The sequence below is a fragment of the Bradyrhizobium sp. HKCCYLS2038 genome, from assembly GCF_051167655.1.
Lineage (GTDB): Bacteria > Pseudomonadota > Alphaproteobacteria > Rhizobiales > Xanthobacteraceae > Bradyrhizobium.
Genome location: NZ_JBNPTM010000006.1, coordinates 123135 through 143630, shown reverse-complemented (window position 1 = coordinate 143630; position 20496 = coordinate 123135). Strand labels below are relative to the sequence as shown.

Below are 20496 nucleotides of genomic sequence, written 5' to 3'. Positions count from 1 at the left end.
CAGACGAGGCAGAGCATTCGGCTTTGCCGACCCAATCAAGGGCCGAGCTCCAGAAAGAGGAGGCGGCGAATGGGACAAGACCTGAGAAGTCCCCGAGGTCCACGGTGCATCGCACTGGTGGGCCCTTTCCAAAGCGGTAAAACCACTCTGTTGGAGGCAATCCTGGCGCGGACGGGCGCGATCCCGCGCGCCGGCAGCGTCGACGCCGGCACATGCGTCGGCGATGCCAGTGCCGAGGCGCGTCAGCACAAAATGAGCGTCGCGATGACCGCGGCGACCACGACCTTCATGGGCGACAGCTACACATTCCTGGATTGTCCCGGCTCGATCGAGTTCGCGCACGACATGCGCGCCGCGTTGCCGGCGGTCGATGCCGCGATCGTGGTGTGCGAGGCCGACGAGAAGAAGCTGCCGCAACTGCAGATCATTCTCCGTGAGCTCGAAGAGCTGCGTATCCCGCGCTTCCTGTTCCTCAACAAGATCGATCGCGCCAGTGCGCGGATCCGCGAGACGCTCGCAACCCTGCAGCCGGCCTCGCGCGTGCCGCTGGTGCTGCGCCAGATCCCGATCTGGCATGGCGAATTGATCGAAGGCTTCGTCGATCTCGCGCTGGAGCGCGCCTTCATCTATCGCGAGCACAAGGCGAGCGAGGTGATCGCGCTCGAAGGCGGCGATCTCGATCGCGAGAAGGAGGCGCGCTTCTCGATGCTGGAGAAGCTCGCCGATCACGACGACGCGCTGATGGAGCAGTTGCTGGAGGACATTCCGCCGCCGCGCGATGCCGTGTTCGACGATCTCGCTCGCGAATTGCGCGAGGGGCTGATCTGCCCGGTGCTGCTCGGCTCGGCGCTGCGCGAGAACGGCGTGCTCCGGTTGATGAAGGCGCTGCGCCACGAAGCGCCCGGCGTTGCCGACACCGCGAAGCGGCTCGGCGTCAAGGAGACCAAGGAGGCGCTCGGCTACGTCTTCAAGACGCTGCATCTGCAGCACGGCGGCAAGCTGTCGCTGACCCGCCTGTTGTCAGGCCATATCGACGACGGCGCGACGGTGCATGCGGCCGCGGGCGAGGCGGGGCGGGTCTCCGGCATCCTGGCCGCGACCGGCGCCTATGACAGCAAGCGCGCGGCTGCCGCGGCCGGCGATACAATCGCGCTCGGCAAGCTCGACGCGGTCAAGACCGGCGATACGGTGGCGACCGGCAAGCTCGCGCCGTCTGCGCTGGCCAAGATCGATCCGTGTCCCCCGGTGCTGGCGATCTCGATCGCGGCGGTCGACCGCAAGGACGACGTCAAGCTCGGCCAGGCGTTGCAGCGGCTCCACGAGGAGGATCCGTCGCTGACCATGGTGCAGAACCCGCAGACCCACGACACGGTGCTGTGGGGGCAGGGCGAGATGCATCTGCGCGTCGCGCTGGAGCGGCTGCGCGATCGCTTCGGCGTCAACGTCAAATCGCATACGCCGGCGATCGGCTATCAGGAGACCATCCGCAAGGCGATCACGCAGCGCGGCCGCCACAAGAAGCAGTCCGGCGGCCACGGCCAATTCGGCGACGTCGTGCTCGACATCAAGCCGCTGCCGCGCGGCGAGGGCTTCCAGTTCACCGAGAAGGTGGTCGGCGGCGCGGTTCCGCGCAACTACATCCCGGCGGTGGAGGAGGGGGTCGTCGATGCGCTGGTGCGCGGCCCGCTCGGCTTCCCCGTGATCGACGTGGCGGTGACGCTGACGGACGGCTCCTATCACAGCGTCGATTCGTCCGACCTCGCGTTCCGAACGGCGGCGCGGGCCGGAGTCAGCGAGGCCCTGGCGCAATGCGCGCCGGTGCTGCTGGAGCCGATCCACACCGTAGAGATCGTCTGCCCGAGCGAGGCCACCGCCAGGATCAACGCGATCCTGTCGGCCCGGCGCGGCCAGATCCTGTCGTTCGATACCCGCGACGGCTGGCCCGGCTGGGATTGCGTCCGCGCAATGATGCCGGAAGCGGAGATCGGCGAACTGATCGTCGAGCTGCGCTCGGCCACCGCCGGCGCCGGCAGTTTCACCCGCCAGTTCGACCACATGGCCGAAGTGACGGGCCGCGCCGCCGACCACATCATCGCCTCGCATCGCGACGCGGCGTAGACGCTGTACCACCGCGGCTGAAAGCCGGCCCGTCAAGCTTCTCGCCTCGAAGCTTGGCGGGCCGTTGTCGCTTCATGCAGCAGCGGAGCGAGCGGTAGCGCTCGCCTGGCCGGATGCGACGCCGTAGTCATACGGGAGCGGCCTTGGCGGCGTCCCAGCACGGTCTCGAATGATGAGCGATCCGAGACACTTGGAACACGCGCCGGCCGCGTCACGCGGCCTTGCGTTGGTTACCAGCGGCTTTCCGCCGGCCGCGCGTTAAGCACCGGGTAACCACGAAAACTCAAGGTTCCGAGGATGTTCCCGGCTCTGCGCTGACAGCGCGGTGCCGTTCGCTCAACTTGCCTCGGGACGCGTAGGATGTGGTCGCGGTGGCGCGATGCTGTGATCTGTGTCGGTGCCGGACTCGCCGCCTTGACCGCGGCGAGCTCGGATGCGCCGGCGCAGGCGATCGCGCCGAGCCAGGTGACACCGCCGAGCCTGCGTCCGGCGCAGCCGCCCGCCGGCGCCGTCATCGTGAGTCCGCGGACATCCCCTCTGACCGCGCCGCCCGGCGCGCGTGACCTGACCGTGCTGATCGGCAACGTGGTCGTCGAAGGCTCCTTTCCCGAGCTCGCCGGGGCTTCCGAAACCTTCACGGCCCAACTGACGGGCAAGCGGGTCAGCGTCGAGGCGATCTATGCGGCCGCGGCCCGGCTCGAGCAGGCCTACGTGCAGGCCGGCTTTTCGCTGGTGCGCGTGGTGCTCCCTGCGCAGCATCTGGTGGATCGCGGGCCGCTGCGGGTGGCCGTGATCGACGGCTTCATCGAGCAGGTCGACGTCTCGGCGCTGCCGGCGCAGGTGCGCGGCGTGATCGAGCGACGCACCGCTGCGCTGGTCGGACGCCGTCATGTCACCCAGGCGCAGATCGAGCATGCGCTGCTGATTGCGGCCGAGGTGCCCGGCATGAAATTGAAGAGCTCGCTGGCGCGCGGCGTGGCCGAGGGCGGCACCAGGCTGATTCTGGAGGGCGAGCATCATCTCGTGTCGGTCGCCGCCGGCACCGACAACCGCCTGTCCAAGTCGCTTGGGATTTGGCAGTTGCGCGGCTCGGTCACGGTGAACAGCGCGCTGGGGTGGGGTGAACAGGTCTACGCATCGGCCGGCAGCGGCGCAAATCCCAACGATTTCGTCGGCGGCCGTCCGCCGCTGCTGCTCTACGGCGTCGGCGCGGTGCTCCCGTTCGGCAGTGACGGCCTGACCGTCAATCCCGAGTATACGAGGTCGATCACCCGCACCGCGGCGGCTGCGAACGTGCCGGCGACGCTCGGGACGTTCGAACGCTATTCGCTGCGTCTGCGCGACCCGATCAGGCTGACGCGGACCGGCTCGCTGTACGCCAATGCGGCGCTTGAGCTGATCGATCAGCAGTCGCAGGCCTCCGAATTCGGCGTCGCGCTCAATCACGATCATTACGGCGCGCTGCGCTTAGGCTCCGAATACGCGACCGTCCTGCCGTGGGGAGCTGGGCTGCAGCTGGGCGCGCAAGGCTCGTTCGGTCTCGGCGGCCGCGGGACGCTCGACGCCGACGCGACCGGCATTCCGCTGTCGCGGCAAAGCGCGAGCCCGCAATTCGTCAAATGGTCCGCCAACGCCCGGCTGTCGCAGCCGCTGCCCGGCGGGCTGCAACTCGATGTGCTGACCGCCGGCCAGTATTCGCACGGCCGCGCGCTGCTGCGGCCCGAACAGATTGCGCTCGATGGCAGCGACGCGCTGACCGCCTTCGCGTCGGGAACATTCACCGCCGACCAGGGCGTCACGTTGCGTGGCGAGCTGTCGCGCGCCTTCGCGCTTCCCTTCAACACCAGCACCATGAATCTGTCGCCCTATCTGTTCGGCGCCTACGGCCATGGCTGGATCGTGAACGCGACCGCGGTCGAGCAACCGAGCTTCAACGCCGAATCCGTCGGCGCCGGCGTTCGCAGCGGCCTCGGCGGGGCCGCCGGCTGGACGGCCGCGAACCTCACGCTGGAGGTGGCGCGCGGCTTTACTGATCTCGCCGGCGTCAAGGCTGGATGGAGGGGGACGATGCTGCTCAACGTGGCGTTCTGAACGGCCGTGCTTCCGCGCGGCGCTTGGTCGTGGTGACCAAAGCGTTAATGCGGGAGCTGCCTCGATCGAGAAAGCTTTAATCGAATATCAGTTCGAACCGGGTCGAATCCGGCTTCTTGCGGCCGCAACATGGAGTTCAGGTTCGGGGTTCCGGGGCGCGGCCCAGGCCCGCATATCGGTGTCGAGTATCGAGTATCATGTTGATGTGCAAAGCTCGGACGCAGCGATCTCAGGCCGGCACCCGCCGGCGTCTCGGCGCAGCCGTCCTGCTCGGGACCGCGTCGGTTCTGGTGCTGTCGTCGCCTGCCGGCGCGCAGAGCGCGCTGCCGCAGGGCGCCGCGGTCGCGTCGGGCCAGGTGAGCTTCTCCAATCCCGCCAGTAACGCGCTAACGATCACCCAGAGCTCGGCGAAGGCGATCGTCAACTGGAACAGCTTCTCGGTCGGCAGCAATGCCAGCGTCAACTTCGCGCAGCCGAATGCCAATGCGGCGATCCTCAACCGCGTCACCGGCGGCACCTCGTCCACGATCGCCGGACAGATCACCGGCAACGGCCAGGTCTATCTGGTCAACCCGAACGGCATCGCGATCACGCCGACCGGCAACGTACGGGTCGGCGGCGGCTTCGTCGCCTCGACCCTCGACATCAGCGATGCGGATTTCAACGCGGGCCGGCTCAACTTCACCGGCAGGGGATCGTCGGCCGCGGTCAGCAATGCCGGCACGATCAGCGGCGCGGCCGGATCCTATGTCGGCCTGATCGGCGGCTCGGTCAGCAACAGCGGCACCATCAGCGTGCCGCTCGGCAAGGTCGGGCTCGGCGCCGGCGAGCAGGTCACGCTCGATCCGAGCGGTGACGGTTTCCTGCAGGTCGCGCTGCCGACCAGCGGCACGGCGGCGGACGGCAAGGCGCTGCTCGACGTCTCCGGCCGGATCAGGGCCGCCGGCGGACGGGTCGAGATCAGGGCCGCGGCCGCGCAGCAGGCCGCGCGCGACGTCGTCAACGTCTCGGGCACGATTTCGGCGCGCTCGGTGTCCGGCCGCTCCGGCAACATCGTGCTCGGCGGCGGCGGTGGCGCGGTGACGGTCTCCGGCCGGCTCGCGGCCAATGGCGGCCGCCGGCATGCCGGCGGCACGATCGTGGTGACCGGCAGCAAGGTGGCGCTGACCGAGACGGCGAGGATCAGCGCCAACGGCAGGCGCGGCGGCACGATCCTGATCGGCGGCGACCAACGCGGCGGCAGCGATGCCGCGGCCAAGCTCGTGAGCGCCGATGTCCAGAACGCGCAGACCACGACCGTCGCGCAGGGCGCTGTGATCTCGGCCAACGGCAGTGGCGGCGATGGCGGCAAGGTCGTGCTGTGGTCCGACGAGTTCACCGAGTTTCGCGGCACGATCAGCGCAACGGGTGCTGGCACGGGCAATGGCGGCGCGGTCGAAACCTCGAGCCACGGCGTGCTGAACTATCAGGGCACGGTCGACGTCACCGCGCAGAACGGCCGCACCGGGACGCTGCTGCTCGATCCCTACAACATCACCATCTCGACCGGCAGCGACACCACGGTGTCGAACTCCGGCGGCACCTACTCGCCGACCGCCAACTCGTCGATCCTTTCGGTCGCGACGCTGCAGACCGCGCTCGCCAGCGCCAATGTCACCGTCGACACCGGCAGCTCCGGCTCGCAGAGCGGCAACATCACGCTGGCCAACGCGCTCACCTGGAGCAGCGGCAATTCGCTGTCACTCAGCGCCGCCGGCGCGATCCTGCTCAATGCCGGCATCACCGCGAGCAATGGCAGCCTGCATCTGACGGGCACGCAGATCTCCTTCAACAGCTCCGTCAATCTCGGCGGCACCCTGACCGCGACGGCGACCGCGAGCGGTGGCAGCACCGGCGTCAGCTTCAGTGGCGCGACCATCACGACGGGCGCCGGCACCAGTACGATCAGCGGCACATCATCGAGTGGATACGGAGTCAACTTCGCCGGTGCGACGAGTCTGTCGAGCGCGGGCTCGTTCGCGGTGTCGGGAACATCGACCAGTGGCTACGGCATCTATCTCGGGTCCGCGGCAACGCTGTCGACCTCGGGGACCACCACCGTCCACGGAACATCCAGCTCCAATACCGGCATCTATCTCGACAACGCGTCCGGTGTCACCGCCGCGTCGGGCAACCTCACGGTCACCGGCGACAGCACGAGCGACAAGGGTGTGTTCTTCTACACCGGGTCCAACACGCTGACCAATTCCGGCGCGGGCTCGTTCGCCGTTACCGGTAACTCCGCGGCCGCCTCGAACTACGGTGTCGCGATCAATTCCAACCTCACCACCTCCGGCAACATCACGGTGTCCGGTGTCAACACGGGCGCGGCTTATGGGTTGTTCTCCAACGGCACGACGATCACCGACACGGCCGGCAATCTGACAATCAGCGGCACCGCCTCGAACAACAATGCCGTCTGGGTCGAGGCCAACACCTTGAATCTCGTCAATACCGGCACCGGTACGCTGCAACTCACCGGAACGACGCCGAGCGCATCCGGTCGCGGCGTCCGTTTCAACACCGGCGCCAACCTGACGACGTCGGGTACCGTGACGGTGCATGGCACATCCAGCGGCAGCGATGGCCTGTCGTTCAAGGGCGGCAACACCATCACCATTGCGAGCGGCACGCCGACTCTCACCGGGACTTCGACCTCCGGAAATGGCGTCTACTTCCAGGGCTCCGCGACGATCGACAATCAGACCGGCGCTGCGATCACCTTCGCGGGGACGAGCGCGAGCGGGTATGGATTGAAGATCGAGAACGGAGCGAATCTCACGAGCCACGGCGCCGTGCAACTCTCCGGAACGAGCACGAGCGGATTGGGCCTGGTCGCCGTGGGTGGCGACATGCTCACAGCGGCTACGGGGACGCTGAGCCTGTCGGGAACCAGCAGCTCGACCGACGGCATCAATCTCGCGTCGGGTGGATCGATCGGAACCTCCGGCGCCGTGTCGATGACCGGCACCTCGACCAGCGGCACGGGGCTGGTGCTGAATGGCGTGAACACGATCACCGATAGCGCCGGCAATCTGACCTTGGCCGGATTGTCGACCTCAGGGCATGGCGCCTTTCTCGCGGGAACCTCCGCCCTGACCAATGCTGGCGCCGGGACGTTCTCGCTGACCGGAACCAGCACCAGCAGCCAGGGCTTCGTCGTCTCCGGCGCGACCGTGACCACCTCCGGCAACATCGGCATCTCGGGAATGTCGAACAGTGAGGTTGGGCTCTACTTCCTGGGCGCGAACGCAATCTCCAGCAGTGCGGGGAATGCGACCTGGTCTGGAACCTCGCAGAGCAATCAGGGCGTCTGGTTCAACAACGGAGGTTCGAGCCTGGTCAATTCCGGTGCCGGGACGCTCGGCCTGAACGGTTCGAGCAGCAGCCAGAACGGCATAGTGTTCAATGGCAGTACCAGCTTGTCGTTGTCCGGCGGCGTCAACCTGTCCGGCACATCGGCAAGCGGCTCCGGCCTGTATTGGCTCGGCAACAATACGCTCACCATCGCTGGTGGCGCGCCGACGATTGCGGGGACCTCGACGACCGGCACAGGCATCTCCCTCGCGAGCACGACCGTCGACAACCAGACCGGTAGCGCCGTGACCCTCGCTGGCAACAGCACCAGCGGCTCGGGGCTCACGATCGGAAACGGGGCCTCGCTGACCACCATCGGTGGCGGCGTCCAGTTGTCGGGATCCAGCAGCAGCGGATCGGGTCTCGTCACCGGCGGCAGCAATGCGATCACCATGACGTCAGGCGCATTGACGGTGTCGGGAGCCACGTCATCCGGAGCGACGTTCGGCTATGACATGTCGGCCAGCGGAACAACGATCACCAACAACGGCGCGGGCGTGCTCACGCTGGCCGGCAGTGGTGGCGGCAAGCTCGGAGCCACGATCACGTCCAATGCTGCACCCGTGGTGCTCACCGGGACCGGGACGGTGACGCAGACCGGCGGCGCCGTCACGACCACCGGGCTGAAGCTTTCGGGCACGGCAAGCTATGCGCTGAACGCCAACAATCTGGTCGGCACGCTGGCGGCCAGCGGAATCGGCTCGCTCGGCTTCTCCAACGCGCAAGCTCTGACGATCGGCACCGTGCAGGGGACGACCGGGATCAGCGCGAGTGGAGCCGCCACCGTGGTCACCACAGGCGACCTGACCCTTGCCAGCGGAGCGATCGTCTCCGCCACGAGCCCGGTCCTGTCCACTGCGCTGGCCTTCATCAACAATGCCGGCGCCAACGCCGTGACGGCAACCTCGGGCCGCTGGCTGATCTATTCCAGCGCGCCGGGCTCCGACAGCTTTGGGAGCCTCAACAGCGGCAACACCGCGATCTGGAACGCGACCTATGCCAGCCTGCCGCCGGCCAGCGTCACGGCCTCGGGCAACCGCTATCTGTTCGCGATGCAGCCGACGCTGACCTTCAGCCCGATCAGCTTCAGCAAGACCTACGGCGCCGATGCGTCGGCCACGCTGGCGACCAGCTATGGCGTGTCCGGCTATCAATCCGGCGCCGCCAATGCCTTCCTCGGCGATGCCGCCGCAACGGCCTTCACCGGGACGCCCGTGCTGTCCTCCAGCGGTGCGGCGCCGACCGCAGGTGTTGCCGGCAGCCCCTATGCGATCAGCGTCGCACAGGGCTCGCTCGCCTCGGCTGCGGGCTATGCATTCGGCTTCGGCAGCGGCGCGTTGACCGTGACGCCCGCGCAAGTGATGGTGCGGGCGCTCGGCGGCACATCGGTGATCGGCGTCCCATCCTCCAATCCCGGGCTTGCGGCGACCGGCCTGCAGAACGGCGAGAGCGCGAGCGTACTCACGGGCCTGTCGAACAGCTACGGTATCACGCCATCGACGCGGCTCGGCAGCTACACGCTCACGGTCGCGGGGACGCTGACGAACCCGAACTACGTCGTCGCTGCGACGTCGTCCGCCGTATGGCGCGTGACCGCGCCGGACATGCCGAACCTGGCGCCGAGCCTGCGTGGCGGATCCGCCAAGTGGGTCTGCTCCGCCTCGGACTTCGGCGGAGGGCCGGCCCGTTCGATCTGCGGTTGGCAGATGTCGAATCGATGACGAGGCCGACCAGTCCGATCCGACACGCGGCCTGACCTCAGTCCCGGGCCACGAGGCCGGCGTCGCCGCCGCGGTCAGATGCCAACGGCAGACTTTCCGCGCAGCGCCGGCGCAACCAAGCCTTGCCTTCCTCGCTGGGGATGATGTATTTTACATCATTGTCTTTGTTTTACGCATCAATTATGGTGTGTACCACGTGAGGCCATCGTGATCACGTCGTTCCAGATGCGGGCAGCGCGTGCGCTGCTCGGGATTGATCAGAAAACCTTGGCCGAGCTGGCCGGCGTGTCGCTGCCGACGATCCAGCGGATGGAAGCCTCCACCGGCAACGTCCGCGGCGTGGTGGACTCGCTGACCAAGGTCGTCGATGCGCTCAATCGTGCGGGCGTGGATCTGATCGGCGAGCGTGCCCGCAGCGAAGATGGCGGGCGTGGCGTTCGCCTGAAGGACCCGGGACCGCCCAATCGCATGGGCCGTCAAACTGACACTGCGCGCGATGGCGCGAGCTAGCTTCATCGCGCGGCACGAGGGCTGCTGAGCTCGTCGTGTGAGACGCGCCGTGAGCCGCGCAGCGGCCCCGCGGCGGGAGCGTGATAGGCATGAGCATCACTGACGGGCGCGGCACGCGGGGGCGGGTCGGACATCATGAGCCGACCTTCGCCGAGCTGTATTCTCCGAAACTTCTGACCGTTCTGCGCGAAGGGTATGGCTTCGCGGACTTCCGCGCCGATGCGCTCGCAGGCCTGACGGTGGCCATCGTCGCGCTGCCGCTGTCGATGGCCATCGCGATCGCCTCCGGCGTCTCGCCGGGGCGCGGCCTCTACACCGCCGTGATCGGCGGCTTCCTGATCTCGCTGCTCGGCGGCAGCCGCTTCCAGATCGGCGGTCCGGCTGGCGCCTTCATCGTCCTCGTCGCCGCCACCGTCGATCGCCAGGGCGTCGACGGCTTGCTGCTCGCCACCATGATGTCCGGCGTGATGCTGGTGATCGCCGGGTACTTGCGGCTCGGCACCTACATCAAGTTCATCCCCTATCCGGTCACGGTCGGCTTCACCGCCGGCATCGCCGTGATCATCTTCGCGAGCCAGCTGAAGGATCTGTTCGGCATCACGCTTGCGGCCAAGGAGCCCGGCGAGCTGATCCCGAAGCTGATCGCGCTGGCGCATGGCGCACCGACCGCGAGCCTCGCTGCGGTCGCTCTGGCCACGATGTCGATCACGATCATCGTCGGTCTCAAGCAGCTGCGGCCGACCTGGCCCGGCATCCTGATCGCCGTCGTGGTCGCGGCGATCTTCACTTATGCGCTGCAACTGCCGGTCGAAACCATCGGCACCAAATTCGGCGGCATCCCGCGCGAGCTGCCGGCGCCGGCGCTGCCGGCGTTCTCGCTCGCCAAGATCCAGGCGGTGTTTCCCGACGCGATTGCCTTCGCGCTGCTCGGCGCGATCGAATCGCTTCTATCGGCCGTCGTGGCCGACGGCATGACCGGGCGCCGCCACCGCTCGAACTGCGAGCTGGTCGCCCAGGGTTTCGCCAATGTCGGCTCGGCGCTGTTCGGCGGCATCTGCGTCACCGGGACGATCGCGCGCACCGCGACCAATGTCCGCGCCGGCGCGCGCGGCCCGGTTTCGGGCATGCTGCATTCGCTGTTCCTGCTGGTGTTCATGCTGGTCGCCGCGCCGCTCGCGAGCTACATCCCGCTGTCGGCGCTGGCCGCCGTGCTAGTCGTGGTCGCCTGGAACATGGCCGAGAAGCATGAATTCGCGACCCTGATCCGCTCCTCCTGGGGCGATGCCACGGTGCTGCTCGCCACCTTCGGGCTCACCATCTTCCGCGACCTCACCGAAGGCATCCTGGTCGGCTTCGCGCTGGGCGCTGTCCTCTTCATCAATCGCATGGCGCAGATGACGGGTGTCGAGGACGGATCGCCGCTCGCGGCCGAGGACCGCGCCGATTTCGAGGACGGCGCACGCGTGCCGTACAATCCCAAGCTCAGCGCCGACAAGGACGTGCTGATCTATCGCATCACCGGCGCGTTCTTCTTCGGCGCCGCCTCGACGGTGGGCACCGTGCTCGATTCCATCGCCGACCGCCGCAAGGCCTTCGTGGTCGATTTCGCCGCCGTGCCGTTCCTGGATTCGACGGCCGCCAACGCGATGAGCCGGGTCGCCGCCAAGGCCAAGCGGCAGGGCATTCGGCTGTTCATCACCGGCGCGTCGCCGACGGTGCGCCGGGCGCTGCTGACCCACGGCGTGCGGCCGCCGCTGGTGCGCTACCGCGAGACCATCGAGCGCGCCGTGGCCGACATCAAGGGCAAGGACACGCCGCGCGACGAGATCTCCGCCGACGGGCTGGCCGCTAGCTGAGTGCCTGTCTGCAAGGTGGCCGGGATCGAAGTGGCGCCGCCAAGGCGGCGTCACCGAGGTCGTCCCTCCGCCCGTGAGCATTGACTCCGGCCGGAGCTTGTCCGATGTCACCGCCATGACCGCCGCCGCCAAACCCCGTGCCGCCTGCCTGATCGGATGGCCAGCCGCCCATTCGCGCTCGCCGCTGATCCATCATCACTGGCTGCACAAGCTCGGGCTTGCCGGCGGCTACACGATCGAGGCGGTGCCGCCGGAAGAGTTGGCTGAATTCGTCCTGCATCTCGACCGGCGCGGCTTCGTCGGCGCCAACGTCACGATCCCGCACAAGGAGCGCGTGCTGGAGCTGACCGAGCCCGACGCGCGGGCCCGCGCCGTCGGTGCCGCGAACACGCTGTGGTACGAGCACGGCCGCCTGCGCGCGACCAATACCGACGTCGAGGGCTTCATCGGCAATCTCGATGCCGTGGCGCCGGGCTGGGATCGCACCGACACGGCCGTCGTGCTCGGCTCCGGCGGCTCGGCACGCGCGGTCGTGTTCGGCCTGCTGGAGCGCGGCCTCGGCCGCATTCATGTCGTCAACCGCACTGCCGCGCGCGCGCAGGCGCTGGCGGACCAGTTCGGCAGCCGCGTCGTCGCCGAAGGCTGGCAGCGCGTCGCCGCACTGCTACCGAATGCGGGTCTGCTGGTGAACACGACGTCGCTCGGCATGCATGGTCAGCCGCCGCTGGAGATCGATCTCGCACCGCTGTCACATCATGCCGTCGTCGCCGACCTGGTCTACGTGCCGCTGCGGACGCAGCTCCTTGCCGCGGCGCAAGCGCGGGGACTGCGCACCGCTGATGGCCTCGGCATGCTGCTGCATCAGGCCGTGCGCGGCTTTCAGCTGTGGTTCGGCGAGCGTCCGCAGGTCACGGCCGAGCTCCGCGCGCTGATCGAGGCCGATCTCACAAAGGCTTGAGCGCGGAATAAGCTCCCCACACCGGCGTTTCACTCCTCATGCGTCCGCGCCCGGACTATGAAGCGCGGAGCTTTCGCCTCGGTCCCGGAGCCCCCTGCATGTTTGTCCGTACCTTTCTGATCCGTCCCGCCATCGCGCTCGCGATGGTTGCGACGACGTCCGTTCTGGCGATCTGCCAGCAGGCCCCGGTGCCGACGCGAATCCGCGGCGCCATCGAGAGCATCGATGCCGATACGATGACGGTGAAGGCCCGCAGCGGTGAGCTGTTCAAGCTTCACGTCGCCGGCGACATGAGCGTGAGCGGTGTCGTCAAGGCGGAGCTCTCCGACATCAAGCCGGGATCGTTCATCGGCGCCACCACGGTGCCCGGTCCGGATGGCGCGCCCAAGGCCGTCGAGATCCACATCTTCCCGGAGGCCATGCGCGGCACCGGCGAGGGCTCGCGGCCCTGGGATCTCAAGCCGAACTCCAGCATGACCAACGCGACCGTGGCGGAAAGCTCGGTCTCGACGGATGGCCACACGCTGCTGGTGAAGTACAAGGGCGGCGAGAAGCGCGTCGACATCACGCCGGACACCCCGATCGTCACCTTCGTCCCCGGCGACAAGTCCGAGCTGAAGCCGGGCGCCAAGGTGATCGCGACCGTCAAGCAACTGCCCGACGGCTCCCTCGAAACCAGCCGCGTCAGCGTCGGCCGCGACGGGCTGACACCGCCGATGTGAGGCTGAGCTCATGGTCCCCGGATGCGCGGCGATGGTGTTCGGGGACGCACCTAATTTGTCGGGTTGAATCTCAAGTCAGGCTGATGCGGTACACTGCCTCGGCGCCGAAAAAGGTGAGATCTCGGCCCCGGCCGAGCAATTGTCCCTTCGGTAGCGGGGAGCCGTCCGGAAGCTGGAGTTGCACCCGTTCCGTGCGCAACGTCCCGTCCGACGTCAGCTGTCCCCAATACGCCGCATCCGGGGGATCTTTGTATTGACGTGAGAAAAGGACGTCTGATCCGGACAACGCAAAACGATGACAGCCACCCAGCTCGGTCGTCCAATAGGACAGCTGAAAATCCGAGGAAATCTTGCACAGCGGAAAGTCGGTGTAGAAGAACATCGCGGCTTCCGCGCCGCTGACGTTCAGCGCGTAACAGTCCGCCATCCCGTCGTCCGGCGGATAGCTCCAGATGATATCGCCTGCTGCCGAGAAACAGACCAGCCCCGCAGATCCAACTCCGCCGCCGAACACCCCTTCGTCGAAATAGCCGACCCAGATGCGGGCGAGGGAATCGACGTACACGTGGCTGATGCCATCGTCGAGATCGATGCGCGTGTGCTGTCCCGAAGCCGGGTCGTAGATGACGGCGTTTCCGACGCCTTCAGGGTATGAGCGAGGATAGACGAGCAGGATCCGTCCATCCGGAAAAAGGTCGACATAGTGAGCCGCGATATCAAGCGGCGGCAGCGCCACGCTTTGAGGCGTTCCCTGGACAGGTACGATCGACAGCCGAAAGGCCTTGCCGGTGGGAGTCTGGGGATCGGACGTTCCAACGCCGCATGGCGCGCCCTCGCTGGTTTCCCTGCGTGCGTCAGCGACGGAGAGAAACAGCAGCGATCCGTCATTCGCGACGCAGCTCGCCCTGAGCGTCCATCCTCCGGCCGTGTCAGGGAGGTCGGCGATCTTATGCAGGCGTATCGTGCGCAAGGATGATGATCCGTTGTCATGACGGCCTCCGCGACGGATTGACGCCGCCGAGGTGAACCGGTGGTGCGCTCCCTCTCCCCGTTCTTCACGGGGAGAGGGGCAGCGGCACGGATGGTGCAACTGATTAGCTGTTAGCTCGGCTAAATGACGATTGCCTCACGGCATAACCAGACTTGCGACCTGGCTCGAACTAATCCGCCAGCACCTTGCGGTCGATCTCCGCCACCGTGTTGACGCCGCACAGGCCCATCGTCGTCAAGAGCTCGTTGCGGATGATGTCGATCGCCTTGGCGACGCCGGCCTGGCCGCCGGCGCCGAGGCCGTAGGCGTAGGCGCGGCCGAGCATGCAGGACTTGGCGCCGAGCGCGAGCGCGCGCATCACGTCCTGGCCGGAGCGGATGCCGCCGTCGAACATGATCTCGATCTTGTCGCCGACCGCCTCGGCAATGCCGGGCAGCACATGGATCGACGACGGCGCGCCGTCGAGCTGGCGGCCGCCATGGTTGGAGACGACCAGCGCCTGTGCGCCGGTCTCGACCGCGAGTTTGGCGTCCTCGATGTCATGGATGCCCTTGATGATCAGCTTGCCGGGCCAGATCGAGCGGATCCAGTCGACGTCCTTCCAGTTCAGCGAGGTGTCGAACTGCGCGGCCGTCCAGGCCGACAGCTTGGTGAGGTCCTCGGTGTTCTTCACGTGGCCCGCGATATTGCCGAAGGTGCGGCGCTTGCCCTGCAGCACGCCCTGCACCCAGGCCGGCTTGGTGGCGAAATCGAACAGCTTCGACAGCGACCACTCCGGCGGCACGCTCATGCCGTTCTTGATGTCCTGGTGGCGCTGGCCGATCACCTGCAGGTCGACGGTCAGGCACAGAGCGGAGCACTTGGCGGCGATGGCACGCTCGACCAGCGCCTTGATGAAGCCGCGGTCCTTCATGACGTAGAGCTGGAACCAGAACGGCTTCTCGACGCTGGAGGCGATGTCCTCGATCGAGCAGATCGACATGGTGCTCTGGGTGAACGGGATCCCGGCGGCCTGGGCGGCCCGGCAGGCGTGGATCTCGCCATCGCCATGCTGCATGCCGAGCAGGCCGACCGGGGCGAGGACCAGCGGCATCGAGGAGGGCTCGCCGAGGATCGTGGTCGACAGATCGCGCTTGGAGACGTCGACCAGGATGCGCTGGCGGAACTTGATCTTCTGCAGGTCGTCGCGATTGGCGCGCAGCGTCTCCTCGGCATAGGAGCCGCGATCGGCGTAGTCGAAGAACGCCTTCGGGACGCGCCGCTTGTGCAGCAGGCGCAGGTCTTCGATGCAGGTGATGTGCTTCATTGCGGTCGTCGGCTCCCCACCGAGTGTCGTTTCTCGAGCTGGCAGTGATCTAGCATCTTTGCGGCGCCTGCCAAATCCGGCTTGGGACCTGCAACCGCACTCAAGCTGAAGCCCACGCCTGCAACCCCGATCAGGGCCGCCGCACATGCGGTTGTTTGCCGGTCCAGGAACCCGGCGGGGGCGAGATGCTTTGCTATGGCAGGCCGCACCGCGGTGCGGGACGAGCCCGTCGGGCGGACTGTCGGAACGCGAAAAATTAGTCTTAACAGTATCTTACGGCTATGGCGGCGGTTTCGAGGTAATGATTCATCACATTTTTTGAAGCCATCTTAGCTTCAAGGCGACTATAACCCGCGGGCTGACCCGACCGCCCGATCCAATGATTCGGGGCGCGCGGCCGGTGCGGGGAAACCAGGGGCTGTTGCTGGGGGTCATATGAGCCGTAACTATTTCGGGACCGATGGGATTCGTGGCCGTGCCAACGGCCTGATCACGCCGGAACTCGCGCTCAAGGTCGGGCAGGCCGCAGGTCTTCTGTTTCAGCGCGGCGAGCACCGCCACCGCGTGGTGATCGGCAAGGACACGCGGCTGTCCGGCTACATGATCGAATACGCCATGGTTGCGGGCTTCACCTCGGTGGGCATGGACGTGCTGCTGGTCGGCCCGATGCCGACGCCGGCGGTCGCGATGCTGACCAAGTCGATGCGCGCCGATCTCGGCGTCATGATCTCGGCCTCGCACAACCTGTTCGAGGACAACGGCATCAAGTTGTTCGGGCCGCAGGGCTTCAAGCTGTCCGACGATGTCGAAAAGCAGATCGAGCAGCTGCTCGATGAATCGCTCGACAAGAAGCTGGCGCAGAGCGCGAGCCTTGGCCGCGCCCGCCGCATCGACGGCGTGCACGACCGCTACATCGAATTCGCCAAGCGCACGCTGCCGCGTGACCTCTCGCTCGACGGCCTGCGCGTGGTCGTCGATTGTGCCAATGGCGCGGCCTACAAGGTGGTGCCGGAAGCGCTGTGGGAGCTCGGGGCCGACGTGATCTCGATCGGCGTCGAGCCCGACGGCTTCAACATCAACAAGGAATGCGGCTCGACCTCGCCGGAGGCGCTGTGCCGGAAAGTTCGCGAGATGCGCGCCGACATCGGCATCGCGCTGGACGGTGACGCGGATCGCGTCATCCTGGTCGACGAGCGCGGCCACATCGTCGACGGCGATCAGCTGCTCGCCGTGATCGCGCAGAGCTGGAAGGAAGACGGCCGCTTGGCGCGTCCCGGCATCGTCGCCACCGTGATGTCCAATCTCGGCCTCGAGCGCTTCCTGCAGGGGCAGGGGATGGAGCTGGTGCGCACGCCGGTCGGCGACCGCTACGTGCTCGAGCGCATGTTGGCCGACGGCTACAATCTCGGCGGCGAGCAGTCCGGCCACATCATCCTGTCGGACTATGCGACCACCGGCGACGGCTTCGTCGCGGCGCTGCAGGTGCTGGCGACGGTGCAGCGCTTGCGCCGCCCGGTCTCCGAGGTCTGTCACAAGTTCGACCCGCTGCCGCAGATCCTCAAGAACGTGCGCTATCGCAGCGGCAAGCCGCTCGATGCCGACGAGGTGAAGTCGGCGATCGACACCGGCCAGAAGCGCCTCAACGGCCACGGCCGTCTGCTCGTGCGCTCCTCCGGCACCGAGCCGGTCATCCGCGTGATGGGCGAGGGCGACGACCGCGATCTGGTCGAGGAGGTCGTCGACGAGATCGTCGCCGCCGTGGGCAACGCCGCCGCTGCCGCCTGATCATCGCCATCCCAATCGCATCGAGGCCTGCCATCGTCAGCTGATGGCAGGCCTTTTTTGTTGCAGAGGCGTCGGCTGCATCAACCGAAAGATTCTTGGCGTCCGATTGAGGCAAGCTCTGTCGTGACTACAGGTGTAACCTCTCGTCGCTCTTCGCGGGGAGAGGTCGGATTGCGCAGCAATCCGGGTGAGGGGCATGGCACATACGAGGCCCAGAACGAGGTCTGTCGGACGGGCGCCGCCCTTCTTCATTGATCAAAAGTATCGCGAGCATCCCGCGGTCATTTGCTGAACTAACAGAGGATCAAGTCGCGGCACGGAAGCTTCACTGCCCGTGTGGCTGCCCCTCACCCCGACCCTCTCCCCGTGAAGGACGGGGAGAGGGAGCGTGCCTTGCGTGCGGTGAAAGCTCGTATCGCCATCCTGATCGTCCGATGAGCCGTCGAAGGCGAATGCTCTGTCCGAACTAATTAGTAGATCGACGCTTCAGTTTGATTGATGCTCGATCCGGCAGAAGCGCGCTCGCTAACCAATCATTAGGATGCGTTGCGCGTGCGTTAACGGTTCCGTCGTGATCAGGAAATATCAACCTTAATTATTAGGGTTAAGCGCTGCTTAAGCATTTGGTGCGATTGTACAGCCGTCAGTTGTGATGTGGGGCCCATTCCGAACGCCTCACCGGCCAAAGGGACGAAGCCAATGCGTAGCGTTATGTCTTTGATCGCCGCCGGAGCGGCCTCTCTGTTTTCAACTCTGGCCTTTGCGGCCGATATGCCCATCATGCCTCCTCCGGTCTACGCGCCGCCGCCGGCGGCCGATTTCGGCGGCTGGTACCTGCGCGGCGACATCGGCTTCAGCAACCAGAAGGTCAAGGACGTCCATTACACCAACGCGGCGCTCTATGCGCCGATGACCTCGTTCCAGCAGACGTCGGCGTTCGACACCGCCGGGATCTACGGCATCGGCGCCGGCTATCGCTTCAACAGCTGGTTCCGCGCCGACGTGACCGGCCAGTATCGCGGCAATGCGAACTTCAAGGCCACCGACCGCTTCAACTTCACCTCGGCCGGCAACACATATAGCGGCATCGACAACTACACCGGCAGCAAGTCGGAATGGCTGGTGCTCGCCAACGTCTATGTCGATCTCGGCACCTGGTGGTGCATCACTCCGTTCGTCGGCGCCGGTGTCGGCGGATCGCGGGTGACCATCTCGAACTTCACCGATACGGGCATCAACAACAGCCCGGGCGCGACGACGAGCTTTGCGACGGCTCCGACCTCCTCGAAGTGGAATCTCGCCTGGGCCGCACATGCGGGTCTCGCCTACAACGTCAATCCGAACCTCGTGCTCGAACTGGCCTACAGCTATGTCGATCTGGGGCAGGGACAGACCGGCGTGCTCTCGACCTATACCGGCACCACCACCGGCAACATCTTCAAGTTCAGGGACATCACGTCTCACGACCTGAAGCTCGGCGTGCGCTGGAACTTCGACAATCCTCCGCCGCCTCCGATGCCGCCCCTCATCCGCAAGGGCTGAGCCGAACGTTCCTGATCCTGACTACCAACGGCGCGGGCCTCCCGCGCCGTTTTGCTTTTGAGCCGGCAGTCGAGCCGCGCGGCGCTGAAAGAATTGCCGCGGACAGTGTTCCGGCAACGGATGATTAAGGTTAACGCGCGATGATCACGCCTGAGAGTTCAAGTGGAATTTGGAGCGTTGCGATGCGTAGCCTGATGGTGGGGATTTCGGTGTTCGGCATGGTCTCGGCTGCTCAGGCTGCCGACTTGCCCGATCTGCCGATCCTGAGGGGCGGCCTGACCGAAGGTCTCAACAACTCGCGGGTCAACTGGGACGGCTACTACGCGGGTGTGCAGGGTGGCTACGGCTCTTCGGACGAGAACTTCAACGGCTCGACCAGCACGATGACCGCGGCGGTGCTCGCCAACACGCTGATCGAGAGCCAGATGCAGGTCTCGTCCTGGAACACTCAACTCGGCAAGCAGTCGGCCCGCTCCTCGAGCTATGGCGCTTTCGTCGGCTATAACAGCCAGTGGGAAGACGTGGTGCTCGGCGTCGAAGCGAGTTACATGCACGGCAAGTTCGGTGGCATTGCCTCTTCCTCCCGCTCACTCGTCAGCAGCGCCGCGCTCACCGACGGCCTCTATCACAGCGTGACGTCGACGCAATCGTCCCAGATTTCGATCTCCGACATGGCCACCATTCGCGGCCGCGCCGGCTACGCGATGGGCTGCTTCCTGCCCTACGCATTCTTCGGCCTGGCGCTCGGCAACGCCGATATCGGCCAGAGCGTGACGGTGCAGGACCGGACGAGCGCGGTACAGGCCGGGCCGTTCACGGCGCTGACGCCGCTCAGCGCCAACAACCTCCAGCACAATCACCTGATCTACGGCTACAGCGCCGGCCTGGGCGTCGACGTCAATCTGGTCGGCGGCGTGTTCGCGCGTGCGGAATACGAATACGTCCGCTTCACCTCGACCGTCGACACCAACATCAACACGGTGCGCGCCGGCGTCGGCTACAAGTTCTGATCCGGCTGTCTCAGACGAAGTCGAACACGATGACGGCCACCATTCGATCCGCGCGGCGCGAGGATGTCGGCGCCATCGTGGCGATGCTCGCCGACGACCATCTCGGCCGCGCCCGCGAGCGTCTCGAAGATCCGCTGCCGGAATCCTATTTCGCGGCCTTTGATGCGATCTCGCGCGCTTCGAATATCACGCTGGTGGTGGCGGAGGAGGCGGGCAGGGTGGTCGGCTGCCTGCAATTGTGCATCCTGCCCGGCCTCAGCTCGCAAGGCGCATCACGGGCACTGGTCGAAGATGTCCGCGTCGCCACCGACCGCCGCAGCCGCGGCATCGGCGAGCAGCTGCTGCAATGGGCGATCGGTGAGGCACGCCGCCGGCACTGCAATCTGATCGAGCTGATGACGCACCAGAGCCGCACCGACGCGCAACGCTTCTACGAGCGGCTCGGCTTCGCCAAGAGCCATTTCGGCATGGTGATGCGGTTCTGACGTCG

General features: G+C 66.4%; 13 protein-coding genes. 11 read left to right on the top strand and 2 right to left on the bottom strand.

Annotation, left to right across the window (positions count from 1 at the left end; genetic code table 11):
- Positions 1–69 precede the first annotated feature (69 nt).
- From ACQR1I_RS25790 to ACQR1I_RS25760, 7 genes are all read left to right on the top strand, one after another.
- Positions 70–2118: an elongation factor G gene (locus tag ACQR1I_RS25790; RefSeq protein WP_434869466.1), complete on the top strand. Its 2049-nt coding sequence runs from the start codon at positions 70–72 to the stop codon at positions 2116–2118.
- Between the two features lie 360 nt (positions 2119–2478).
- Positions 2479–4209 carry a ShlB/FhaC/HecB family hemolysin secretion/activation protein gene (locus tag ACQR1I_RS25785; protein ID WP_434869467.1) on the top strand — a complete coding sequence of 577 codons (1731 nt, stop codon included), beginning with the start codon at positions 2479–2481 and terminating at the stop codon, positions 4207–4209.
- A gap of 203 nt (positions 4210–4412) precedes the next feature.
- The gene (locus tag ACQR1I_RS25780) at positions 4413–9326 is read left to right on the top strand and encodes a beta strand repeat-containing protein (protein ID WP_434869468.1); all 4914 of its coding nucleotides are present in this window, start codon (positions 4413–4415) and stop codon (positions 9324–9326) included.
- A gap of 207 nt (positions 9327–9533) precedes the next feature.
- Positions 9534–9836 carry a helix-turn-helix domain-containing protein gene (locus ACQR1I_RS25775; RefSeq protein ID WP_434869469.1) on the top strand — a complete coding sequence of 101 codons (303 nt, stop codon included), beginning with the start codon at positions 9534–9536 and terminating at the stop codon, positions 9834–9836.
- An 89-nt stretch (positions 9837–9925) separates the two neighbouring features.
- Complete coding sequence (locus ACQR1I_RS25770) at positions 9926–11692, top strand: SulP family inorganic anion transporter (RefSeq protein ID WP_434869470.1); 1767 nt, start codon at positions 9926–9928, stop codon at positions 11690–11692.
- A gap of 115 nt (positions 11693–11807) precedes the next feature.
- The gene (locus ACQR1I_RS25765) at positions 11808–12650 is read left to right on the top strand and encodes a shikimate dehydrogenase (RefSeq protein ID WP_434869471.1); all 843 of its coding nucleotides are present in this window, start codon (positions 11808–11810) and stop codon (positions 12648–12650) included.
- A 143-nt stretch (positions 12651–12793) separates the two neighbouring features.
- Entirely contained in the window at positions 12794–13372 is a 579-nt protein-coding gene (locus tag ACQR1I_RS25760; protein WP_434869555.1) for a hypothetical protein, read from the top strand.
- A gap of 70 nt (positions 13373–13442) precedes the next feature.
- On the opposite strand, the gene ACQR1I_RS25755 is transcribed toward ACQR1I_RS25760, so the two are convergent.
- Both ACQR1I_RS25755 and ACQR1I_RS25750 read right to left on the bottom strand, forming a co-directional pair.
- On the bottom strand, positions 13443–14342 hold the full coding sequence (locus ACQR1I_RS25755; RefSeq protein WP_434869472.1) for a hypothetical protein: 900 nt from the start codon (positions 14340–14342) through the stop codon (positions 13443–13445).
- Between the two features lie 190 nt (positions 14343–14532).
- On the bottom strand, positions 14533–15669 hold the full coding sequence (locus tag ACQR1I_RS25750; protein WP_434869473.1) for an alpha-hydroxy acid oxidase: 1137 nt from the start codon (positions 15667–15669) through the stop codon (positions 14533–14535).
- Positions 15670–16104: 435 nt separating this feature from the next.
- Here ACQR1I_RS25750 and glmM point away from each other — a divergent pair, with 435 nt between their 5' ends.
- The 4 genes from glmM to ACQR1I_RS25730 all read left to right on the top strand — a co-directional run bounded on the left by glmM (position 16105) and on the right by ACQR1I_RS25730 (position 20491).
- Entirely contained in the window at positions 16105–17454 is a 1350-nt protein-coding gene (gene glmM / locus ACQR1I_RS25745) for a phosphoglucosamine mutase (protein WP_434869474.1), read from the top strand.
- Between the two features lie 699 nt (positions 17455–18153).
- Positions 18154–18996 (top strand): outer membrane protein, encoded by an 843-nt coding sequence (locus ACQR1I_RS25740; protein WP_434869475.1) that lies wholly within the window; start codon positions 18154–18156, stop codon positions 18994–18996.
- Positions 18997–19178: 182 nt separating this feature from the next.
- Complete coding sequence (locus tag ACQR1I_RS25735) at positions 19179–20006, top strand: outer membrane protein (protein ID WP_434869476.1); 828 nt, start codon at positions 19179–19181, stop codon at positions 20004–20006.
- A 29-nt stretch (positions 20007–20035) separates the two neighbouring features.
- Complete coding sequence (locus ACQR1I_RS25730) at positions 20036–20491, top strand: GNAT family N-acetyltransferase (RefSeq protein WP_434869477.1); 456 nt, start codon at positions 20036–20038, stop codon at positions 20489–20491.
- Positions 20492–20496 lie beyond the last annotated feature (5 nt).

Bases quoted from the DNA above. Each gene is read 5' to 3' on its own strand.
- ACQR1I_RS25790 (WP_434869466.1), top strand. From the start codon at position 70: ATGGGACAAGACCTGAGAAGTCCCCGAGGTCCACGGTGCATCGCACTG.
- ACQR1I_RS25785 (WP_434869467.1), top strand. From the start codon at position 2,479: ATGTGGTCGCGGTGGCGCGATGCTGTGATCTGTGTCGGTGCCGGACTC.
- ACQR1I_RS25780 (WP_434869468.1), top strand. From the start codon at position 4,413: ATGTGCAAAGCTCGGACGCAGCGATCTCAGGCCGGCACCCGCCGGCGT.
- ACQR1I_RS25770 (WP_434869470.1), top strand. From the start codon at position 9,926: ATGAGCATCACTGACGGGCGCGGCACGCGGGGGCGGGTCGGACATCAT.
- ACQR1I_RS25765 (WP_434869471.1), top strand. From the start codon at position 11,808: ATGACCGCCGCCGCCAAACCCCGTGCCGCCTGCCTGATCGGATGGCCA.
- ACQR1I_RS25760 (WP_434869555.1), top strand. From the start codon at position 12,794: ATGGTTGCGACGACGTCCGTTCTGGCGATCTGCCAGCAGGCCCCGGTG.
- ACQR1I_RS25750 (WP_434869473.1), bottom strand. From the start codon at position 15,669: ATGAAGCACATCACCTGCATCGAAGACCTGCGCCTGCTGCACAAGCGG.
- glmM (WP_434869474.1), top strand. From the start codon at position 16,105: ATGAGCCGTAACTATTTCGGGACCGATGGGATTCGTGGCCGTGCCAAC.
- ACQR1I_RS25740 (WP_434869475.1), top strand. From the start codon at position 18,154: ATGCGTAGCGTTATGTCTTTGATCGCCGCCGGAGCGGCCTCTCTGTTT.
- ACQR1I_RS25735 (WP_434869476.1), top strand. From the start codon at position 19,179: ATGCGTAGCCTGATGGTGGGGATTTCGGTGTTCGGCATGGTCTCGGCT.
- ACQR1I_RS25730 (WP_434869477.1), top strand. From the start codon at position 20,036: ATGACGGCCACCATTCGATCCGCGCGGCGCGAGGATGTCGGCGCCATC.